Source organism: Brachymonas denitrificans, assembly GCF_907163135.1.
In the GTDB taxonomy this organism is placed as follows: domain Bacteria; phylum Pseudomonadota; class Gammaproteobacteria; order Burkholderiales; family Burkholderiaceae_C; genus Brachymonas; species Brachymonas denitrificans_A.
Genome location: NZ_CAJQUA010000001.1, coordinates 782,593 through 797,914 on the forward strand (window position 1 = coordinate 782,593; position 15,322 = coordinate 797,914).

Below are 15,322 nucleotides of genomic sequence, written 5' to 3' on the forward strand. Positions count from 1 at the left end.
TCCGGCCATTTAAACACGCAGGCCGGATTTTTTCAGGATGCGGGTGGAAAACAGGGCGTCATGCCGGCGGCAGTCGGGGCCGAGCAATTGGCGCACCTGATCGATCTGCTCCAGCACGCTTTCGCGGCTGGCGCCGTGGCACATGGCGAACAGGTTGTAGGGCCACAGCGGCAGATCGCGCGGGCGGCGGTAGCAGTGGGTGACGAAATCCAGCGCGCCAACCTGCGGGCCGAGGCGCGCGATGGCGGCATCGTCCACGTCGAACACGCCCATGGCATTGAAGCGGTAACCGATGGCGTAGTGGTTGGGCACCACGCCGATGCGGCGGATGATGCCGGCATCGAGCAATTGCTGCAGGCGCTGCAGGACGCGTTGCTCGGGCCAGCCGAGTTGCGCCGCCAGCGTGGCGTAGGGGGTATCGGTGTCGAGCGCGAGGCCGGCCTGGCTGGCGCGGATCAGGGGCCAGTCTTCGTCCTGCAGTGCGAATGCCGCATCAGTCGGGAAGGTCATCGGTCCGCCTGCCTGGGGCTCCAGCATGCCCACCGGGGCTTCGCCCCCTACGGTGAACCGCATGCCGACGAAGTATTCCTCAAGCTTGGGAAAGGCATGCACCGGCAGTCCGGTAGCCTGTTCGATCTCGGCAATCGCCTGTTGCATGGCGGCGGGAGTGGAGGTGGCCAGCACGAACCACATGTTCAGCGCATGTTCGCGCCGGTAGTTGTGGGCCACGGCGTCGAAGGCATTGACCTGGGCAGTGACGGTTTCGTAGCGTTCTTCGGGCACCTGCAGCGCAGCCAGCACAAACTGGCCGCCCATGCGCTCGATCTGGAACAGCGGGCCGAAGCGGGTCAGCACCTTGCGTTCGAGCAGGCTGGCGATGGCGTCGCGCAATTGCGGGCCGCTGATGCCAAGGCGTGCGCCAGCTTGCTCGAACGGCCGGGTGTGCAGCGGAAAACCGCCCTGCAGCGTATTGACGATGTGGGTTTCCGGTTCCGTCAGCGTCACCGCTTGGCGCCGGGAGTCCGAAGAGGCTCGGGCCGGTGTGTCGGGGTGCGGGGGGGCGTCAGCTTGCGGCATAGGGGCGCGTCCTTCCATACAGGGCGCCGCTCTGCTTGAAACGGCGGGTGGAAAACAGCACGGCGTGCGGCATCTGCTGCAGGCCGGCAGCCTGGTTCAGTTCGGCCACGCGCAGGCTCACTTCGGAGCGGTCCTTGCCGTGCACCATGCAGAACAGGTTGTAGGGCCAGTGGTTGCCGCGCGCCGGGCGCGCATAGCAGAGGTTGACGCCATGCTGCGCGGCCAGTGCTTCGCCCTTGGCATCGCGCTGCCCGGCCGGCACCTGCCAGACGCACATGGCATTGGCGGTGTAGCCGAACTCGTGGTGGCGCACGATCAGGCCGAGGCGGCGCAGCACGCCGCTGTCCAGCCACTCGGTCAGCTGGTCGAGCACTTGCTGTTCGCTCCAGCCCATGGATTGCGCCACGGCGGCATAGGGCTGGAGTACCAGCGGCAGGCCATGGCCGAGGGCGGCCATCAGCTGGCGTTGTTCGGGGCTGATGTGCAGCAAGGCCGCAGGGGCAGGGCGGTGGGCCACCTTGCTGCCGTCATGCAGCGAAAAGCCGAGGTCCACGTGGTATTCGGCTTCCAGCGGCAGGTCGAGCACGGTCTGGCCCAGTGCCTGGCCGATTTCTGCGAGCACGCGCTGCAGCCCGGTGCGGTCCAGCGTCGCTACTACGAACCACAGGTTATAGTGGTGCTCGCGCAGGTAGTTGTGGTTGACTTCCGGGTAGCGGTTGATAAGCGCGGCGGCTGCTTCGATCTGCCCGGGCGGCACGGTCACCGCTGCCAGCGTGCTGGCGCCGACGGTGTTGGGAGCAAAAATGCCGCCAACCCGGCTCAGCAGCTTCTGGTCCAGCGCCTGTTGCAGCAAGGCGAGCAGCGCCGCTTCATCCAGACCATGCGCAGCAGCCATGCGCGCAAAAGGCCTGGATTCGAGCGGAAAATCCCGTTGCCAGGCATCCAGCAAGGGCATGTGCGGCGAGGCCGTGGGGTACTGCATGGCGGGAATTTACATGCCCATGCGACTGGCGCGCCAGGTGAAGAAAATCCCGGACGGGCTTTCTGCCGGCAGCACCTTGCGCGTGGCGTAGCTCTGCGTGTCGATCACCACCACCTTGTTCTCGTCGCGGCTGGAAACCCAGATCTCGTCGCCCTTGGGGGAAAACTCCATGTGCAGGATGGCCTTGCCCGGCTTGAGCGTCTGCACCACCTGCATGCTGGGCACGTCGATCACCTGCAGCGTGTCGTTGTGCGGGAAGGCGAAGTTGACCCACACCTTGCGACCGGAAGGTTCGGCCATCACGAACACCGGCTGGCCGTACACCGGCACGGCGGTCACCTGGTTCCAGCTGCGGTTGTCCGCCACCAGTACCTGCTTGTGGCCGATGGCCGGCAGGAAGGCGTAGTCGCCCGAGATGGCCCAGCCGCGCAGGTGCGGCATCTTGTAGACGGGCTGTTTTTCGCGGCCCTTGCCGTAATCGGGCAGGATGCGGCGCACCTGCAGGTCCCTGGCCCAGGTATCGAGCATGGCCAGGCCATCCTCGCCGTACAGGCCGGCAATGTAATAGCGGCCGTTGGAGCTGCCCAGGCCGTCATATGGCTGCTTGCCGACGTTGGGAAATTTGGTGATCTTGGGCTGGCGCGGGTTGCTGGCGTCGATCATCCAGATTTCGCCGGCCTCGAACAGGCTGTAGGCAAAGCGCTGGCCGGGCAGGTCGGCCAGGCCGACCACCTTGGAGTGCTTGCCGTCGGGGCCTACGGCGGGGATGTCGGCCAGCAGTTCCAGCGTGTCGGCATCGAACAGCTTGACGCCGCCGGGTTCGTAGTTTTGTGCGGCGAGGATGCGGCCGTCGGTCGATACCGCACCGCCGATGCTGTTGCCGGCCTGGATCACGCGCTTGACCAGCTTGTGCGTGAGCATGTCGACCTTGCTCAGGCCGCCATCGCGGCCGAATACATAGGCGTAGCGCGTGTCGCGCGAGAACACGACGGAGGCGTGCGACAGGTCACCCAGGCCCTTGACGCGGGCGAGGCTGGTGTCCTGGCTGTTTTCGACGATCTGCACACTGCCGGTGGCACGCTCGATGACGACGCCGAGGTCGCCAGTGCCACGCACGGCGCCGCCGCTGGTGGCGCAGCCGGCCAGCGCCAGAGCGGTCACCAGGGCGGAGAGGGCGCCCGGCAGGCGGCGCAGGGTGTTGCTGGAGAAGTTGGTCATGGTGTGCTCCCTGAATGTCTTACGGATGCTTTCCGGCCTGCAGCAGCTCCACCATCCAGCGGGCTTCCTGCTCGTTCATGAACGGATGCCAGGGTGGCATGGCGGTGCCGGGGCGGCCACCCATGATGGTGGCGACCAGGCTGTCCACCGGCTTGCCGCGCAGGGCCTCGGCAGTGAGCGGGGTGCCCAGGCCGCCCTGCATGGTCATGCCATGGCAGGCGCCGCAATCCTGCTTGAGCAGGTGCAGCAGTTCACGCTGGCGGGCTTCGGTGGGAACGGGGGCAGATTCCTGCGCTTGGGCCAGGCTGGCCAGGCAGGCGCCACACATCACGAGGATTCTTATCAACTGCAACATCTCGCGGCACCATGGGGTTGGGTTGAGGTCAAGTATAGGAGGGAGCCGGCCATGCTTCCTTGATTGCCGGCAACCCTGAAAAAAGGCCGGACGGTTGCCCGCCCGGCCTGTGCTCCTTTCAGGAAAGGGCGTGGATCAGTACACGTCGTGCTGGGTGTTGTAGACGTTGAACTTGCCGGTCGGCGTGATCAGGCGCTTGTCCTTGATCACGGTCTTGCAGGCGCGGGTCTTGTCGTCCACCACCACAATGGCGGATTCCTTGTCCTTGGCGCTCCAGACGGAGAACCAGATCTCGTCACCGGCCTTGTTGTACTCGGGCTGTACCACGCGCTTGGCACCGTCGTCGCCGATCTTGGCGCAGGCTGCGATGTCGATCACCTGTGGCTTGTCGTCCAGCTTGTTGATGTCATACACGACCACGCTCTGGCTGATCTTGGCATCCGGGTGGAGCGGGGTGTCGATCCACAGGTTCTTGGACTTGGGATGGGTCTTGATGAACAGCGAGCCGCCGCCCTGGCCCTTGATGGTCTGCACCACTTTCCAGGCGTTGGCCTTGTTCTTGACCGGATCCGTACCGATCAGGCTGATGCTCTCGTCACCCAGGTGGGACGTTGCCCACACCGGACCGAACTTGGGATGCTTGAAGTTGGCGCCACGGCCCGGGTGCGGGGTCTTGCCCACATCGACCAGAGCGGCCAGCTTGTCTTCCTTGGTGTCGACCACGGCGATCTTGTTGGAGGCGTTGGCTGCCGTCATGAAGTAGCGGCCGGTGCTGTCGAAGCCACCGTCGTGCAGGAACTTGGCAGAATCCAGCACCGTCATCTTCAGGTTGGCCAGGTCGGAGTAGTCGACCATGTAGATCTTGCCGGTTTCCTTGGCGTTGACCAGGAATTCGGGACGGTAGTGGCTGGCCACGATAGCAGCGACGCGCGGTTCGGGGTGGTACTCGTTGTCCACCGTCATGCCACGGGTGGAAACCACCTTGCGCGGCTTGAGCGTATCGCCGTCCATGATCACGAATTGCGGCGGCCAGTAGGTGCCCGCAATTGCCAGCTTGTCTTCAAAGCCCTTGAACTTGGAGGTTTCCACCGAGCGGGCCTCCAGACCGACCTTGACTTCGGCCACGTTGTCCGGCTTCTCCATCCACAGGTCGATCAGGTTCAGGCGTGCGTCGCGGCCGATCACGTACAGGTAGCGGCCGGACTTGGACATGCGGGAGATGTGCACCGCGTAGCCGGTCTTGACGATGTTGATGATCTGCTTGGTGTCACCATCGATCAGCGCCACTTCGCCGCTGTCACGCAGGGTGACGGAGAAGATGTTGTCGATGTTGAAATTGTTCATCTTCTTGGTCGGACGCTTGTCGACCGGAATGTACTCCTTGCGGGAGCTCTCGATGTCGGCCAGCGAGAATTCCGGCGGGGTGGGCGGTTCCTGCTGGATGTAGCGGGCCATCAGGTCCACGTCTTGGGCGGACATTTCGCCGCTGGTCTGCCAGTTGGGCATGCCGGCAGGGCTGCCGTAGGCAATGAAGGTCTTCAGGTACTCGGTGCCGCGCTCCAGCGTGATGTCGGTGGTGAGCGGCTTGCCGGTGGCGCCCTTGCGCAGCACGCCGTGGCAACCGGCACAGCGCTGGAAGTAGATTTCCTTGCCGCGCTCGAATTCGGCCTGCGTCATCTGCGGGGCCTTGGGGTTGACGTTCTGGTGCAGGGCTGCTGCGCCTACCGGCGAGGAGCCGGCGTTGGCATAGGTGGCGGCAGTGCTGTCGCCGTGGCTGGCTGCATCGGCCTTGGCAGCGGCGTTTTCAGCCGTGGCGGCTGGAGCCTGTGCACTGGCCGCAGCCGCAGCAGAAGCGGTAGAGGCAGGAGCGGCCGTGGGGGCTGCGTCCTGTTTGTTGTTGCATCCGGCTACGGAGAGGCCGACGACTGCCAGGGCGGCAGCAAGGTACTTCAGCTGGAACGGGCTCATATAAAGACTCCAGGTTGTTGGCGAGGGGTTCGGTAAGAATCATCGCCTTGGCGTGGGGTTATTGCATTGACTGCCGTCAATCGGTTGAATGATGCATCAAAACGTTTGTTTTTGCTACCAATTTGCGCGTTCAGGAAATAAAAAAAGCCGACGCGTAGGCGTCGGCTGATAAAGCGCGTAAGAGCAGTCTTACAGGGAGAGAACCCACTTGGCCAGGGCGGCGGCTTCTGCATCCGTCACGTTGTTGGGGGGCATCGGCACGTTGCCCCATGCACCCACGCCGCCTTTCTTGATCTTGCCGGCCAGGGTGGCTTCTGCGCCCTTGCCCTTGTATTTGGCAGACACATCCTTGTAGGACGGGCCTACCATTTTCTTGTCCACTGCGTGGCAGGCCATGCAGTTCTTGGACTTGGCCAAGGCTTCGCTGGCCTGCACGTTGCTGGCGATGCCGAACAGCAGGCCGACGGCGACGAGCGCGGGAGTAATAAGACGCTTGCTCATGATGGTTCACTCCAGTTGAAAAACCTTTTTCGGTTCAGGCCCATTGTGGCGGGGCCTGAATCGCGGCTCATTGATTGCAGTCAATCAGTACACGTCGTGCTGGGTGTTGTAGACGTTGAACTTGCCGGTCGGCGTGATCAGGCGCTTGTCCTTGATCACGGTCTTGCAGGCGCGGGTCTTGTCGTCGACCACGACAATGGCGGACTCCTTGTTCTTGGCACTCCAGACGGAGAACCAGACTTCGTCGCCGGCCTTGTTGTATTCGGGCTGTACCACGCGCTTGGCGCCGTCATCGCCCAGCTTGGCACAGGCTGCGATGTCCACGATCTGCGGCTTGCCGTCCAGCTTGTTGATGTCATACACGGCCACGCTCTGGCTGATCTTGGCATCGGGGTTCAGGGCCGTATCCACCCACAGGTTCTTCGACTTGGGATGGGTCTTGATGAACAGCGAGCCGCCGCCCTGGCCCTTGATGGTCTGCACCACTTTCCAGGCGTTGGCCTTGTGCTTGACCGGATCGGTACCGATCAGGCTGATGCTTTCGTCGCCCAGGTGGGAAGTCGCCCACACGGGACCGAACTTGGGATGGGTGAAGTTGGCGCCACGGCCCGGGTGCGGGGTCTTGCCCACATCAACCAGAGCGGCCAGCTTGTCTTCCTTGGTGTCGACCACGGCGATCTTGTTGGAAGCGTTGGCAGCCGTCAGGAAGTAGCGACCAGTGCTGTCGAAGCCGCCATCGTGCAGGAACTTGGCCGCGTCGAGCGTGGTGCTCTTGAGGTTGTTCAGGTCGGTGTAGTCGACCATGTAGATCTTGCCGGTTTCCTTGGCGTTGACCAGGAATTCGGGGCGGTAGTGGCTGGCCACGATGGCAGCAACGCGCGGCTCGGGGTGGTACTCGTTGTCCACCGTCATGCCGCGGGTCGAGACGATTTTGCGCGGCTTGAGCGTATCGCCGTCCATGATCACGAACTGCGGCGGCCAGTAGGTGCCGGCCACGGCGATCTTGTCCTCGTAACCCTTGAACTTGGACGTTTCCACCGAGCGGGCTTCCAGGCCGACCTTGATCTCGGCGACGTTGTCCGGTTTCTCCATCCACAGGTCGATCAGGTTGATACGCGCATCGCGGCCGATCACATACAGGTAGCGGCCGGATTTGGACAGGCGGGAGATGTGCACCGCGTAGCCGGTTTTGACGATGTTGATGATCTGCTTGGTATCGCCATCGATCAGTGCCACTTCGCCGCTGTCACGCAGGGTGACGGAGAAGATATTGTCGATGTTGTATTTGTTCATCTTCCTGCTGGGACGTTTGGACACGGGGATGTATTCCTTGCGTGTCTTTTCCATGTCGGCCAGTGAGAATTCCGGCGGCGTGGGAGGCGTTTGCTGGATGTAGCGCGCCATAAGGTCGACGTCGGCCGCGGTCATCTCGCCGCTGGTCTGCCAGTTGGGCATGCCGGCCGGGCTGCCGTAGGCGATGAAGGTCTTCAGGTATTCGCTGCCGCGCTCCAGCGTGATGTCGGGCGTCAGCGCCTTGCCGGTGGCGCCCTTGCGCAGCACGCCGTGGCAGCCGGCACAGCGCTGGAAGTAAATCTCCTTGGCGCGCTCGAACTCGGTCTTGGACATGGGCGGCGCCTTGGGATTGACGTCCTGGTGCATGTCGGCCTTGCCTACGGGGGAGCTGCCCGCGTTCTCGTAGGTCGCCTGGACTGCCGTGGTATGGCTCTGGCCATCCGACTTGGCAGTGGCGCTGGTCTGGGCCTGTGCGCCGACGGCAAATCCTGCCAGAATCAGGCTGGCGCTCAGCAATTTCAACTTGTATGAACTCATCGTGTGCTCCCGTAGTGTTTGCTTACATTGCAGGGGTGATCATCCGGAGAGCGCGTTTCTGCGGCATTGACGGCAGTCAATGGATCAAAACATGCAAACAAATGTAATTAAGGTCTGCAAACCTGAAAAGACACGGAGTTGACACACTATGGTGGAAATGGATGGCGCATTGCTGGTGGCGCATGGATCACGTGATCCGGACTGGAGCCAGCCCTTCGAGACGGTGGCGCAATTGCTGCGCGATGGCCGGCCGGGGCTGGCGGTAGAACTGGGTTTCGTGGAGATCCAGGAGCCGCGCAGCCTGGAGGCGGGCGATGCGCTGGCGCGCCAGGGCTGCCGGCATGTGCTGGTGGTGCCCATGTTCCTGGGTGCCGGCCACCATGTGCGCGTGGACATGGCGAAGCTGCTGGAGCAATTGCGCGAAAACTGGCGTGGCGTGGAATGGCGCCTGGCGCCGGCGATCGGCGAGATGCCGGTGTTTCACCGGGCGGTGGCGGGCGTGCTCGATGAGGCGCTGCGCACCGGGCTGGAGGGGCCTTAACCCTCCTTGCCATCCACCCGCGGCTTGCCGTACCACGGCACCAGGCGGTTGCCCCAGATCAGCACGATGCCGAACCAGGCCGCAGCCGCCAATGGCAGCAGTGCCGACAAGCCCGGAAAAGCGCCCGCCAGACGCAGCACCACGGCGACTTGCAGCAGCAGGAACAGGCGCCACACCGTATCGTCGGCCACCAGCGTGCGGCCGCTGTGCCCGCAGGACACCCGCGTCACCATGGCCACCACGAGCGATCCCAGGCAACCCATGGTGAGCGCATGCAGGGGCGCCAGCAGCAGCGCGCCCTGACCGTAGCGCAGTGCGGCAAACTGCGTCAGCCCGAACAGCACGAAGGTGATGCCGAGCCAGACAAAACCGATGTGCAGCATGGCCAGCAGGCGGATTTTCAGGCTTTGCGCCAGCCCCCAGACCACGGCCAGCCACAGCAGCATGCCGCCCAGCACGATCTCGACCACGCCGCGCACCACCAGCCAGGCCGTGCCCTGTATGCCAAAGGCCTGCAGCCACAGTGCCAGAATCTCGAAACCGGCAGCTCCCAGCATCAGCCACAGCACCCAGAACGGGCGCCACACCTCTATCAGCGGCAGCACGTTGGAGGTGAAGAACGGAATCATGCGGTGCGCCACCGCCACGAACACGAACAGGATGAATCCCCACAGCCCCGTCTGCACCCAGAGCAGGGCGGTCGGGACATTGTCCATCAGCAGGCTCACGATCATGCCGATCAGGCTGATGCAGCCGATGATGCCGGCAATGCCGACGGTGCGGGCGTGCACCTGATCCTTGACCTTGCTGGAGCGCACCAGTTTCCACCAATAGGCAAACATCCACGCCAGACCGAGCAGGGCGATGATGGCGCCGGCGATGGCCAGGCCATACAGGCCTTGTCCGCCCATGAGCCACAGCAGCCAGCCGCCGGCCTGCATCAGCATCATGCCGCGCACCTGGCGGGTTTCAGGGGCCTCCACATGCAGCCACTTGGGCCCGGCCGTGAACAGAAAGCCGGCAAAGTAGAGCGGCATGAAACCCAGCACCATCATGGCGGAATGCAGCAGCGTGGGGGGAATGGCATACGACGGCTGGAACAGGCCGGCCACACGGGCAATCTGCACCCAGGCCCACCAGCCCGAAAAAACGAACAGCAACACCATCGCCAGGAAGAAACCCAGCCGGTGCGGCGCGGCATTGAGCATCTCCATGCGCCAGGGCATGGCTTCGTACTTGGCGCGCAGGGCTTCGCGCTCGGCGGCCTTGTCAGCCGCTTTAGGCGGCGCACTGCCGATCGGAATGCTGCGGCGCGGGGGTTGGGGGGTGGTGGAGGTCATGCAAGTACTCCTGATCTTGCGTGTCGGTAGCAACAGGGCAATGTCGAGGCGGGTTTTGCGTGCGGCTTCAGCAAGGCAAATGCCATCGGGGGAATGCCATCAAGGATGAAGTTTAGATAAAAGTTGAGTAATCTTCTCGGATTTTGTTCTTGACGGTACTGCTGTTGCGGGTTTGCTTGATGGGGGTCAAGCAGGGGCTCAATGAAAATCCCGGCTTTCCGTGGGCAGGCGCCCGAGCAGCGGGGTCAGGTCGGTCAGTTGGAAGGCGATCAGGTTGGTGACCTGGCCTTCGCGCTGCCAGCGCCCGTACACAGCCATCAGGCGCGCATGCAGCAGCACGGAACGCTGCGCATCGCGCACACCTTTCCAGCAGATGACTTGCACCACCCCTATTTCGTCCTCCAGCGTGACGAACACCGTGCCCTTGGCCGTCTGCGGCTGCTGGCGCAGGGTGATGATGCCGGCATGGCGCACCAGTGCACCGTCCGGCTGCTGCGCCAGTTGCGCACTGGTCAGCAGGCGCCGCCGTGCCAGTTGCGGGCGCAGCAGGGCCAGCGGATGGCGGCGCAGGGTGAGACCGGTGGCGGCGTAGTCCCACAGCACTTCCTCGCCTTCGGGGGCGGCGGGCAGTTCGAATTGCGCCTCGTTGACGGGCGCCTCGCGCAGCAGGCGCGGCATGGCATGCAGGCCGGCCGCTTCCCACACCTGGTTGCGACGATGGCCGCTCAGGCTCCTCAGGGCGTCGGCGGCGGCGAGCAGCTTCATGGCGGTGTGGTCCAGCCCGCAGCGGCGAGCCAGGTCCTCGGCGCTGCGGAGTGGGGCGCGTTCGCGCTCCGCCACAATCCGCAAGGCTGCGGCGCGCGGGAGCTTGTCGATCAGGCGCAGGCCCAGGCGGACGGGGGGAGGGGATGCGTGGTCCTGCTGCATCCCGGGAAACCGAGTGCGGTCTGGTTCGATCCCGCGTGCCGCAGGAGCATCTAGCGAAGGCAGCGGCTCTTCCAGCGTGCAATCCACTGCACTGTGCACCACATCCACCGGCCGCACCTCCACCCCATGCCGGCGCGCATCCTGCACCAGCTGGCTGGGCGTATAGAAGCCCAGCGGCTGGCTGTTGATCAGGGCCGCCAGAAATTCGGCAGGATAGTGGCACTTGAGCCAGCTGCTGGCATATACCAACAGGGCAAAACTGGCCGAATGGCTTTCCGGAAAGCCGTACTCGGAAAACCCCTTGATCTGCTCGAAGATCGACTCGGCAAACGCACGCTCATAGCCGCGCTCGAGCATGCCATCCACGATCTTCCGGTAGTACTTCTCCATGCCCCCCTTGCGCCGCCAGGCCGCCATGGAGCGGCGCAGGCCATCGGCTTCCCCGGCGCTGAAACCGGCCGCCACCATGGCAATCTGCATCACCTGTTCCTGAAAAATCGGCACACCGAGCGTGCGCTTCAGCACTTCTTGCAGGGCTTCGCTGGGATAGCTCACTTGCTCCAGTCCCTGGCGGCGCCGCAGATAAGGATGCACCATGCCCCCCTGAATCGGCCCCGGCCGCACGATCGCCACTTCAATCACCAGATCGTAGAAGCACTTCGGCTGCAAGCGCGGCAGCATGCTCATCTGCGCCCGGCTCTCGATCTGGAACACGCCAATAGTGTCGGCCCTGCTGATCATGGCGTAGGTGGCCGGGTCTTCCGGCGGAATATCCTGCATCCGGAACTCCACCCCCTTGCGCCGGCTGACCAGATCCAGCATCTTGCGCAGTGCCGTGAGCATGCCCAGGGCCAGCACGTCCACCTTGAGCAGCCCCAGCACATCCAGATCGTCCTTGTCCCACTCGATCACCGTGCGGTCCTGCATGGCGGCATTCTCGATAGGCACCATGCGCGACAAGGCACCCTTGGTCAGCACAAAGCCGCCCACATGCTGCGACAGATGGCGCGGAAAACCCATCAGCGTGCGCGTCAGCTGCACCAGCTGGCGCACCGCCAGATCGTCTGCCGACAAGCCCAGCCGCTGCAGCGCCTCCGGCTGCACGCCACTGCCATCCCACCAGTGGTGGTCCTGGGCCAGTGCGTCCACCACCGCTGCAGCGAAGCCCAGCGCCTTGCCCACATCACGCATGGCCGATTTGGAACGGTAGCTGATCACGGTCGCCGTCAGTCCGGCGCGATGGCGGCCGTATTTCTGGTACAGGTACTGGATCACCTCCTCGCGCCGCTCGTGCTCGAAATCGACGTCGATATCCGGCGGCTCATTGCGCTCCTTGCTCATGAAACGCTCGAACAGCAGCGTGCTGCGATCTGGATCCACCTCCGTCACGTGCAGGCAATAGCACACCGCAGAATTGGCTGCCGAGCCGCGCCCCTGGCACAGGATGCGCTCGCTGCGCGCAAACTGCACGATGTCGAACACGGTGAGAAAATAGTGTTCGTATCCCAGTTCCGAGATCAGCGCCAGTTCATGCTCGATCAGGCCGCGCACCTTGGCGCTGATGCCGCCCGGCCAGCGCAGGCTGGCCCCTTCGTAGGTGATGCGGCGCAGGTAGGACGCTGGCGTTTCGCCCGCAGGAACCACCTCGTCCGGATACTGGTAGCGCAACTCCTCCAGACTGAAATTGCAGCGGTCGGCCACCCGCAAGGTCTCCGCCAGCAAGTCCGCGGGATAGGTCTGCGCCAGCCGCAAGCGCGTACGCAGATGCCGCTCGGCATTGCCCTGCAGGGCGTAGCCGCAGGCCGTGAGCGGCTTGCCGATGCGTGTGGCCGTCAGCACATCCTGCAGCGGCTTGCGCGAGCGCACATGCATGTGCACATCGCCCGCCGCCACCAGCGGAATCGCCGTCAACGCCGAAACCTCGCGCATCTGGTGCAGCCACAGTTCGTCTCCGAGTTCGCGCAACAGCCGCACGGCCAGCCAGCAGCGCCCGCTGAAGCCGTCCAGCAGCCAGCGCGCCGTAGCCTGCAACTGCTCCGGCGTAGCCGGACGCCGTGGCGCCGCCAGCACCACGCAATCATCCAGCGCTCTCGGCACAATTTCGTGCCGCTCCAGCCGGTAGCTGCCCTTGTCGGCCCGCCGGCGCAAGCCGGTGATGAACTCGCACAGATTGCCATAGCCATCCAGGTTGCAGGCCAGCACGATCAGAGTGAAGGGCGCCGCATGCTCCACCTCGAACTGCGCGCCGATCAGCAATTTCAGCCCCGTTTCCCCGGCCGCTTCATGGGCACGCACCACCCCCGCCAGCGAACACTCATCCGTCACCGCCAGCGCCTGGTAGCCCAGCTGCTGCGCACGCTCGACCAGTTCGCGTGGATGGCTGGCCCCGCGCAGAAAGCTGAAATTGCTCAGGCACCAGAGTTCGGCATAAGCCGGAATCACAAAAGGGCGTGACATGGCAGCTCCTCAGGCAAAGAAGCCATGCAGATACCAGGCCGTACCCTCATGGGCCAGCCGCGTCTGGTACAGCCAGAGCACACCCGCCTGTTCACTCTGCGCCACCCAGTAATCCCGCACGGCCGTTACCGCATGCTGGCTGCCATCCGCCTCCTGCACCCGGTGCCACCAGCCCCCCTCGATGCGATGCGGCCCCGAAAGCAGCTTCAGCGCGCCGTGGTACAGCGGCTGGCCGGCAGCATTGATCCCCAGCTTCACCGGCTGCGGCAGCAGAAAACCCGGCTGCGGCAAGCCCTGCCAACTGGCGCCAGCACGGGGCAGCGCCTCTTGCGCCGGCTGCCACTGCACCTGCCATTCGGGCCGATGGTCTTCGCACAGCACGGGACGCAGCACCCGCGCATTGCCCAATCGCGCCGCCATGCGCTCCAGCACCAAGGGCAGCGGCTCGTCATCCGGGCGTTCATTGGGCAGCAGCGAAGCCGGTGTTTCCTCGAAAGGCTGTACTTCATCGGCCAGCAGGTGCAGCTCGCCCACCGGCGCCTGCAACTCCACCCTGGCCAAATGCTCGGTCAGCAGCCGGCCCAGATGCCCGATCTGTCGCGTCGGCTGCGCCGTGCGGATAGTCAGCTCCCCGCCATCCTCCACATGGCGCGAACGCATGCCGTCATGGCACCAGCGCAGGGTGAATACCGTCACGCCACAGCAGCGCGCCGCCAGCCAGCCGCACAGCTGCAACAACAGGCGCCGCGCGCCATGCATCAGCGCGGGGGCGGTTTCCACCCGCGCCATCAGTTCCAGCCGGCCATGGAAACGCTCCGGCAACTGCTCCCACACCGGCGTTTCGGGACGCAAGCCATACGCCTGATCCAGAGCCTCCAGCAAGCCCGCACCAAAGCGCCGCCCCAGGCCGGCGCGGGGCAGGACGCGCACCTGCCCCAGCGTGCGGCAGCCCAGCCGTGCCAGCGTGGCAGCTTCCTGATGCACGGCATCCAGGCTGGACAAGGGCAGGGCATCCAGACACTGCGCCAGCGGTGCACCAAAACCATGCCGCACACCGCCTCGTGCCAGGGCCAGTGCCCCCAGCCCGGTCGTCGCCCAGCTCAGCGCCGTTGCGCCCAATTCGGCGCTTTCGCTTCGCATTCTTGCCGCCAGCCGGCGCCGCCCGCCAAACAGGCGCACGCTGCTTTCCAGCTCCATCAGCACGGCTGGCGCAAAGCCTAGCTCCGAACGGACGATGGCCACCCGCGGCGTGAACTGCAGGCCCCACACCACCAGTCCCTCAATGCACGACGGAGACGGATCGGACAGCAGCGCGGCCCACAACATGGGACACCTCGACAGCAGGAACAGGCAGGGGCAAACCCGGCTGGAGCAGGCGCGGCGGCAACACCTCTGCCAGCCCGCCCGGCACCGAAGGCAGCAGGATGGCATCCTCATGCAAGGCGCCGCGCCGCTTGAGAATCTGCACCTCCAGGGCCCAGCCAGCTCTTGGCGCCACACGCAGGCGCAAGGGCGCCGCAGACGCCTGCTGGCACACCGAATCGGGCCGGAACACAAACACCAGCCCCTCGCAGCGCAAGGCGCTGATCTGCAGTCGCCGGATCTGTTCCGACCGGGCCTGCGGCACCCAGGCCAGCACCGCAGCCGCCGCATTGGCGCGGATCAGCTGCTCTGCCGCCCACAGCCGCTCCGCTACCTTCTCGGCCTGGATCCACACCAGATCCCGCGCCCCTACACCCGCGTGCATCAGGCCCGGCACATGCGGCGGAACCGGCGGACCGATCAGCACAATCGGCCCATGATTGGCCGCCACGGTACGCAGGGCAGGGCCAGTCAAGCGCCATTCACAGCTGGCAGTGCACGGCAGCAAAATCTCCGTCAGCGCCTGGCACGGCCAGCCACCTCCCGGCAACTCGGCATCCAGCTCCGCCCAGCCCGAAGCACGCACCGGTGCCGGCGCAGTCCCCAGTTCCGAAGCGCGCCAGACCGACGCCGGCAATGCCGCAGCCAGGCGATCAGCAGATGGCCGGGAAGAGGGCAAAGGCGGCGGCGTTGCAAGCGCAGCCTGCTGGAGAGAGGGAGCATTCATGCCTGCAAATATACTGTATAAAAATACAGTAATCAAG

12 protein-coding genes are annotated in these 15,322 nt (G+C 64.6%); 1 reads left to right on the forward strand and 11 read right to left on the reverse strand.

The window, feature by feature from the left end; genetic code table 11:
• Positions 1-9 precede the first annotated feature (9 nt).
• The 7 genes from ahbB (KKQ75_RS13025) to KKQ75_RS03765 all read right to left on the reverse strand — a co-directional run bounded on the left by ahbB (KKQ75_RS13025) (position 10) and on the right by KKQ75_RS03765 (position 7,760).
• Entirely contained in the window at positions 10-1,077 is a 1,068-nt protein-coding gene (ahbB, locus tag KKQ75_RS13025; protein ID WP_250130991.1) for a siroheme decarboxylase subunit beta, read from the reverse strand.
• A complete protein-coding gene (ahbB, locus tag KKQ75_RS03740) occupies positions 1,064-2,059 on the reverse strand; it encodes a siroheme decarboxylase subunit beta (RefSeq protein ID WP_213360414.1) in 996 nt (331 codons plus the stop codon). The genes ahbB (KKQ75_RS13025) and ahbB (KKQ75_RS03740) overlap by 14 nt, the downstream gene beginning before the upstream one ends.
• 9 nt (positions 2,060-2,068) lie before the next feature.
• Positions 2,069-3,277 (reverse strand): cytochrome D1 domain-containing protein, encoded by a 1,209-nt coding sequence (locus KKQ75_RS03745; RefSeq protein WP_213360417.1) that lies wholly within the window; start codon positions 3,275-3,277, stop codon positions 2,069-2,071.
• Between the two features lie 19 nt (positions 3,278-3,296).
• Positions 3,297-3,605 carry a c-type cytochrome gene (locus KKQ75_RS03750; RefSeq protein ID WP_250130992.1) on the reverse strand — a complete coding sequence of 103 codons (309 nt, stop codon included), beginning with the start codon at positions 3,603-3,605 and terminating at the stop codon, positions 3,297-3,299.
• Positions 3,606-3,767: 162 nt separating this feature from the next.
• A complete protein-coding gene (locus KKQ75_RS03755) occupies positions 3,768-5,600 on the reverse strand; it encodes a nitrite reductase (RefSeq protein ID WP_250130993.1) in 1,833 nt (610 codons plus the stop codon).
• Positions 5,601-5,789: 189 nt separating this feature from the next.
• On the reverse strand, positions 5,790-6,101 hold the full coding sequence (locus KKQ75_RS03760) for a c-type cytochrome (RefSeq protein WP_213360419.1): 312 nt from the start codon (positions 6,099-6,101) through the stop codon (positions 5,790-5,792).
• An 84-nt stretch (positions 6,102-6,185) separates the two neighbouring features.
• Positions 6,186-7,760: a cytochrome D1 domain-containing protein gene (locus KKQ75_RS03765; protein ID WP_213362662.1), complete on the reverse strand. Its 1,575-nt coding sequence runs from the start codon at positions 7,758-7,760 to the stop codon at positions 6,186-6,188.
• Between the two features lie 319 nt (positions 7,761-8,079).
• On the opposite strand from KKQ75_RS03765, the gene KKQ75_RS03770 reads away from it, so the two are divergent.
• On the forward strand, positions 8,080-8,472 hold the full coding sequence (locus KKQ75_RS03770) for a sirohydrochlorin chelatase (protein WP_213360420.1): 393 nt from the start codon (positions 8,080-8,082) through the stop codon (positions 8,470-8,472).
• On the opposite strand, the gene KKQ75_RS03775 is transcribed toward KKQ75_RS03770, so the two are convergent.
• The 4 genes from KKQ75_RS03775 to imuA form a co-directional block, all read right to left on the reverse strand.
• Positions 8,469-9,812: an NnrS family protein gene (locus KKQ75_RS03775; RefSeq protein WP_213360421.1), complete on the reverse strand. Its 1,344-nt coding sequence runs from the start codon at positions 9,810-9,812 to the stop codon at positions 8,469-8,471. The genes KKQ75_RS03770 and KKQ75_RS03775 overlap by 4 nt on opposite strands.
• A 198-nt stretch (positions 9,813-10,010) precedes the next feature.
• Entirely contained in the window at positions 10,011-13,196 is a 3,186-nt protein-coding gene (locus tag KKQ75_RS03780) for an error-prone DNA polymerase (protein WP_213360422.1), read from the reverse strand.
• A gap of 9 nt (positions 13,197-13,205) precedes the next feature.
• Complete coding sequence (locus KKQ75_RS03785; RefSeq protein WP_213360425.1) at positions 13,206-14,522, reverse strand: Y-family DNA polymerase; 1,317 nt, start codon at positions 14,520-14,522, stop codon at positions 13,206-13,208.
• The gene (imuA, locus tag KKQ75_RS03790) at positions 14,476-15,285 is read right to left on the reverse strand and encodes a translesion DNA synthesis-associated protein ImuA (protein ID WP_213360428.1); all 810 of its coding nucleotides are present in this window, start codon (positions 15,283-15,285) and stop codon (positions 14,476-14,478) included. The genes KKQ75_RS03785 and imuA overlap by 47 nt, the downstream gene beginning before the upstream one ends.
• Between the last annotated feature and the right edge of the window lie 37 nt (positions 15,286-15,322).

Bases quoted from the DNA above. Each gene is read 5' to 3' on its own strand.
- KKQ75_RS03750 (WP_250130992.1), bottom strand. From the start codon at position 3,605: ATGTGTGGCGCCTGCCTGGCCAGCCTGGCCCAAGCGCAGGAATCTGCC.
- KKQ75_RS03745 (WP_213360417.1), bottom strand. From the start codon at position 3,277: ATGACCAACTTCTCCAGCAACACCCTGCGCCGCCTGCCGGGCGCCCTC.
- KKQ75_RS03760 (WP_213360419.1), bottom strand. From the start codon at position 6,101: ATGAGCAAGCGTCTTATTACTCCCGCGCTCGTCGCCGTCGGCCTGCTG.
- ahbB (WP_250130991.1), bottom strand. From the start codon at position 1,077: ATGCCGCAAGCTGACGCCCCCCCGCACCCCGACACACCGGCCCGAGCC.
- KKQ75_RS03785 (WP_213360425.1), bottom strand. From the start codon at position 14,522: ATGTTGTGGGCCGCGCTGCTGTCCGATCCGTCTCCGTCGTGCATTGAG.
- KKQ75_RS03755 (WP_250130993.1), bottom strand. From the start codon at position 5,600: ATGAGCCCGTTCCAGCTGAAGTACCTTGCTGCCGCCCTGGCAGTCGTC.
- KKQ75_RS03770 (WP_213360420.1), top strand. From the start codon at position 8,080: ATGGTGGAAATGGATGGCGCATTGCTGGTGGCGCATGGATCACGTGAT.
- imuA (WP_213360428.1), bottom strand. From the start codon at position 15,285: ATGAATGCTCCCTCTCTCCAGCAGGCTGCGCTTGCAACGCCGCCGCCT.
- ahbB (WP_213360414.1), bottom strand. From the start codon at position 2,059: ATGCAGTACCCCACGGCCTCGCCGCACATGCCCTTGCTGGATGCCTGG.
- KKQ75_RS03775 (WP_213360421.1), bottom strand. From the start codon at position 9,812: ATGACCTCCACCACCCCCCAACCCCCGCGCCGCAGCATTCCGATCGGC.
- KKQ75_RS03765 (WP_213362662.1), bottom strand. From the start codon at position 7,760: ATGCACCAGGACGTCAATCCCAAGGCGCCGCCCATGTCCAAGACCGAG.
- KKQ75_RS03780 (WP_213360422.1), bottom strand. From the start codon at position 13,196: ATGTCACGCCCTTTTGTGATTCCGGCTTATGCCGAACTCTGGTGCCTG.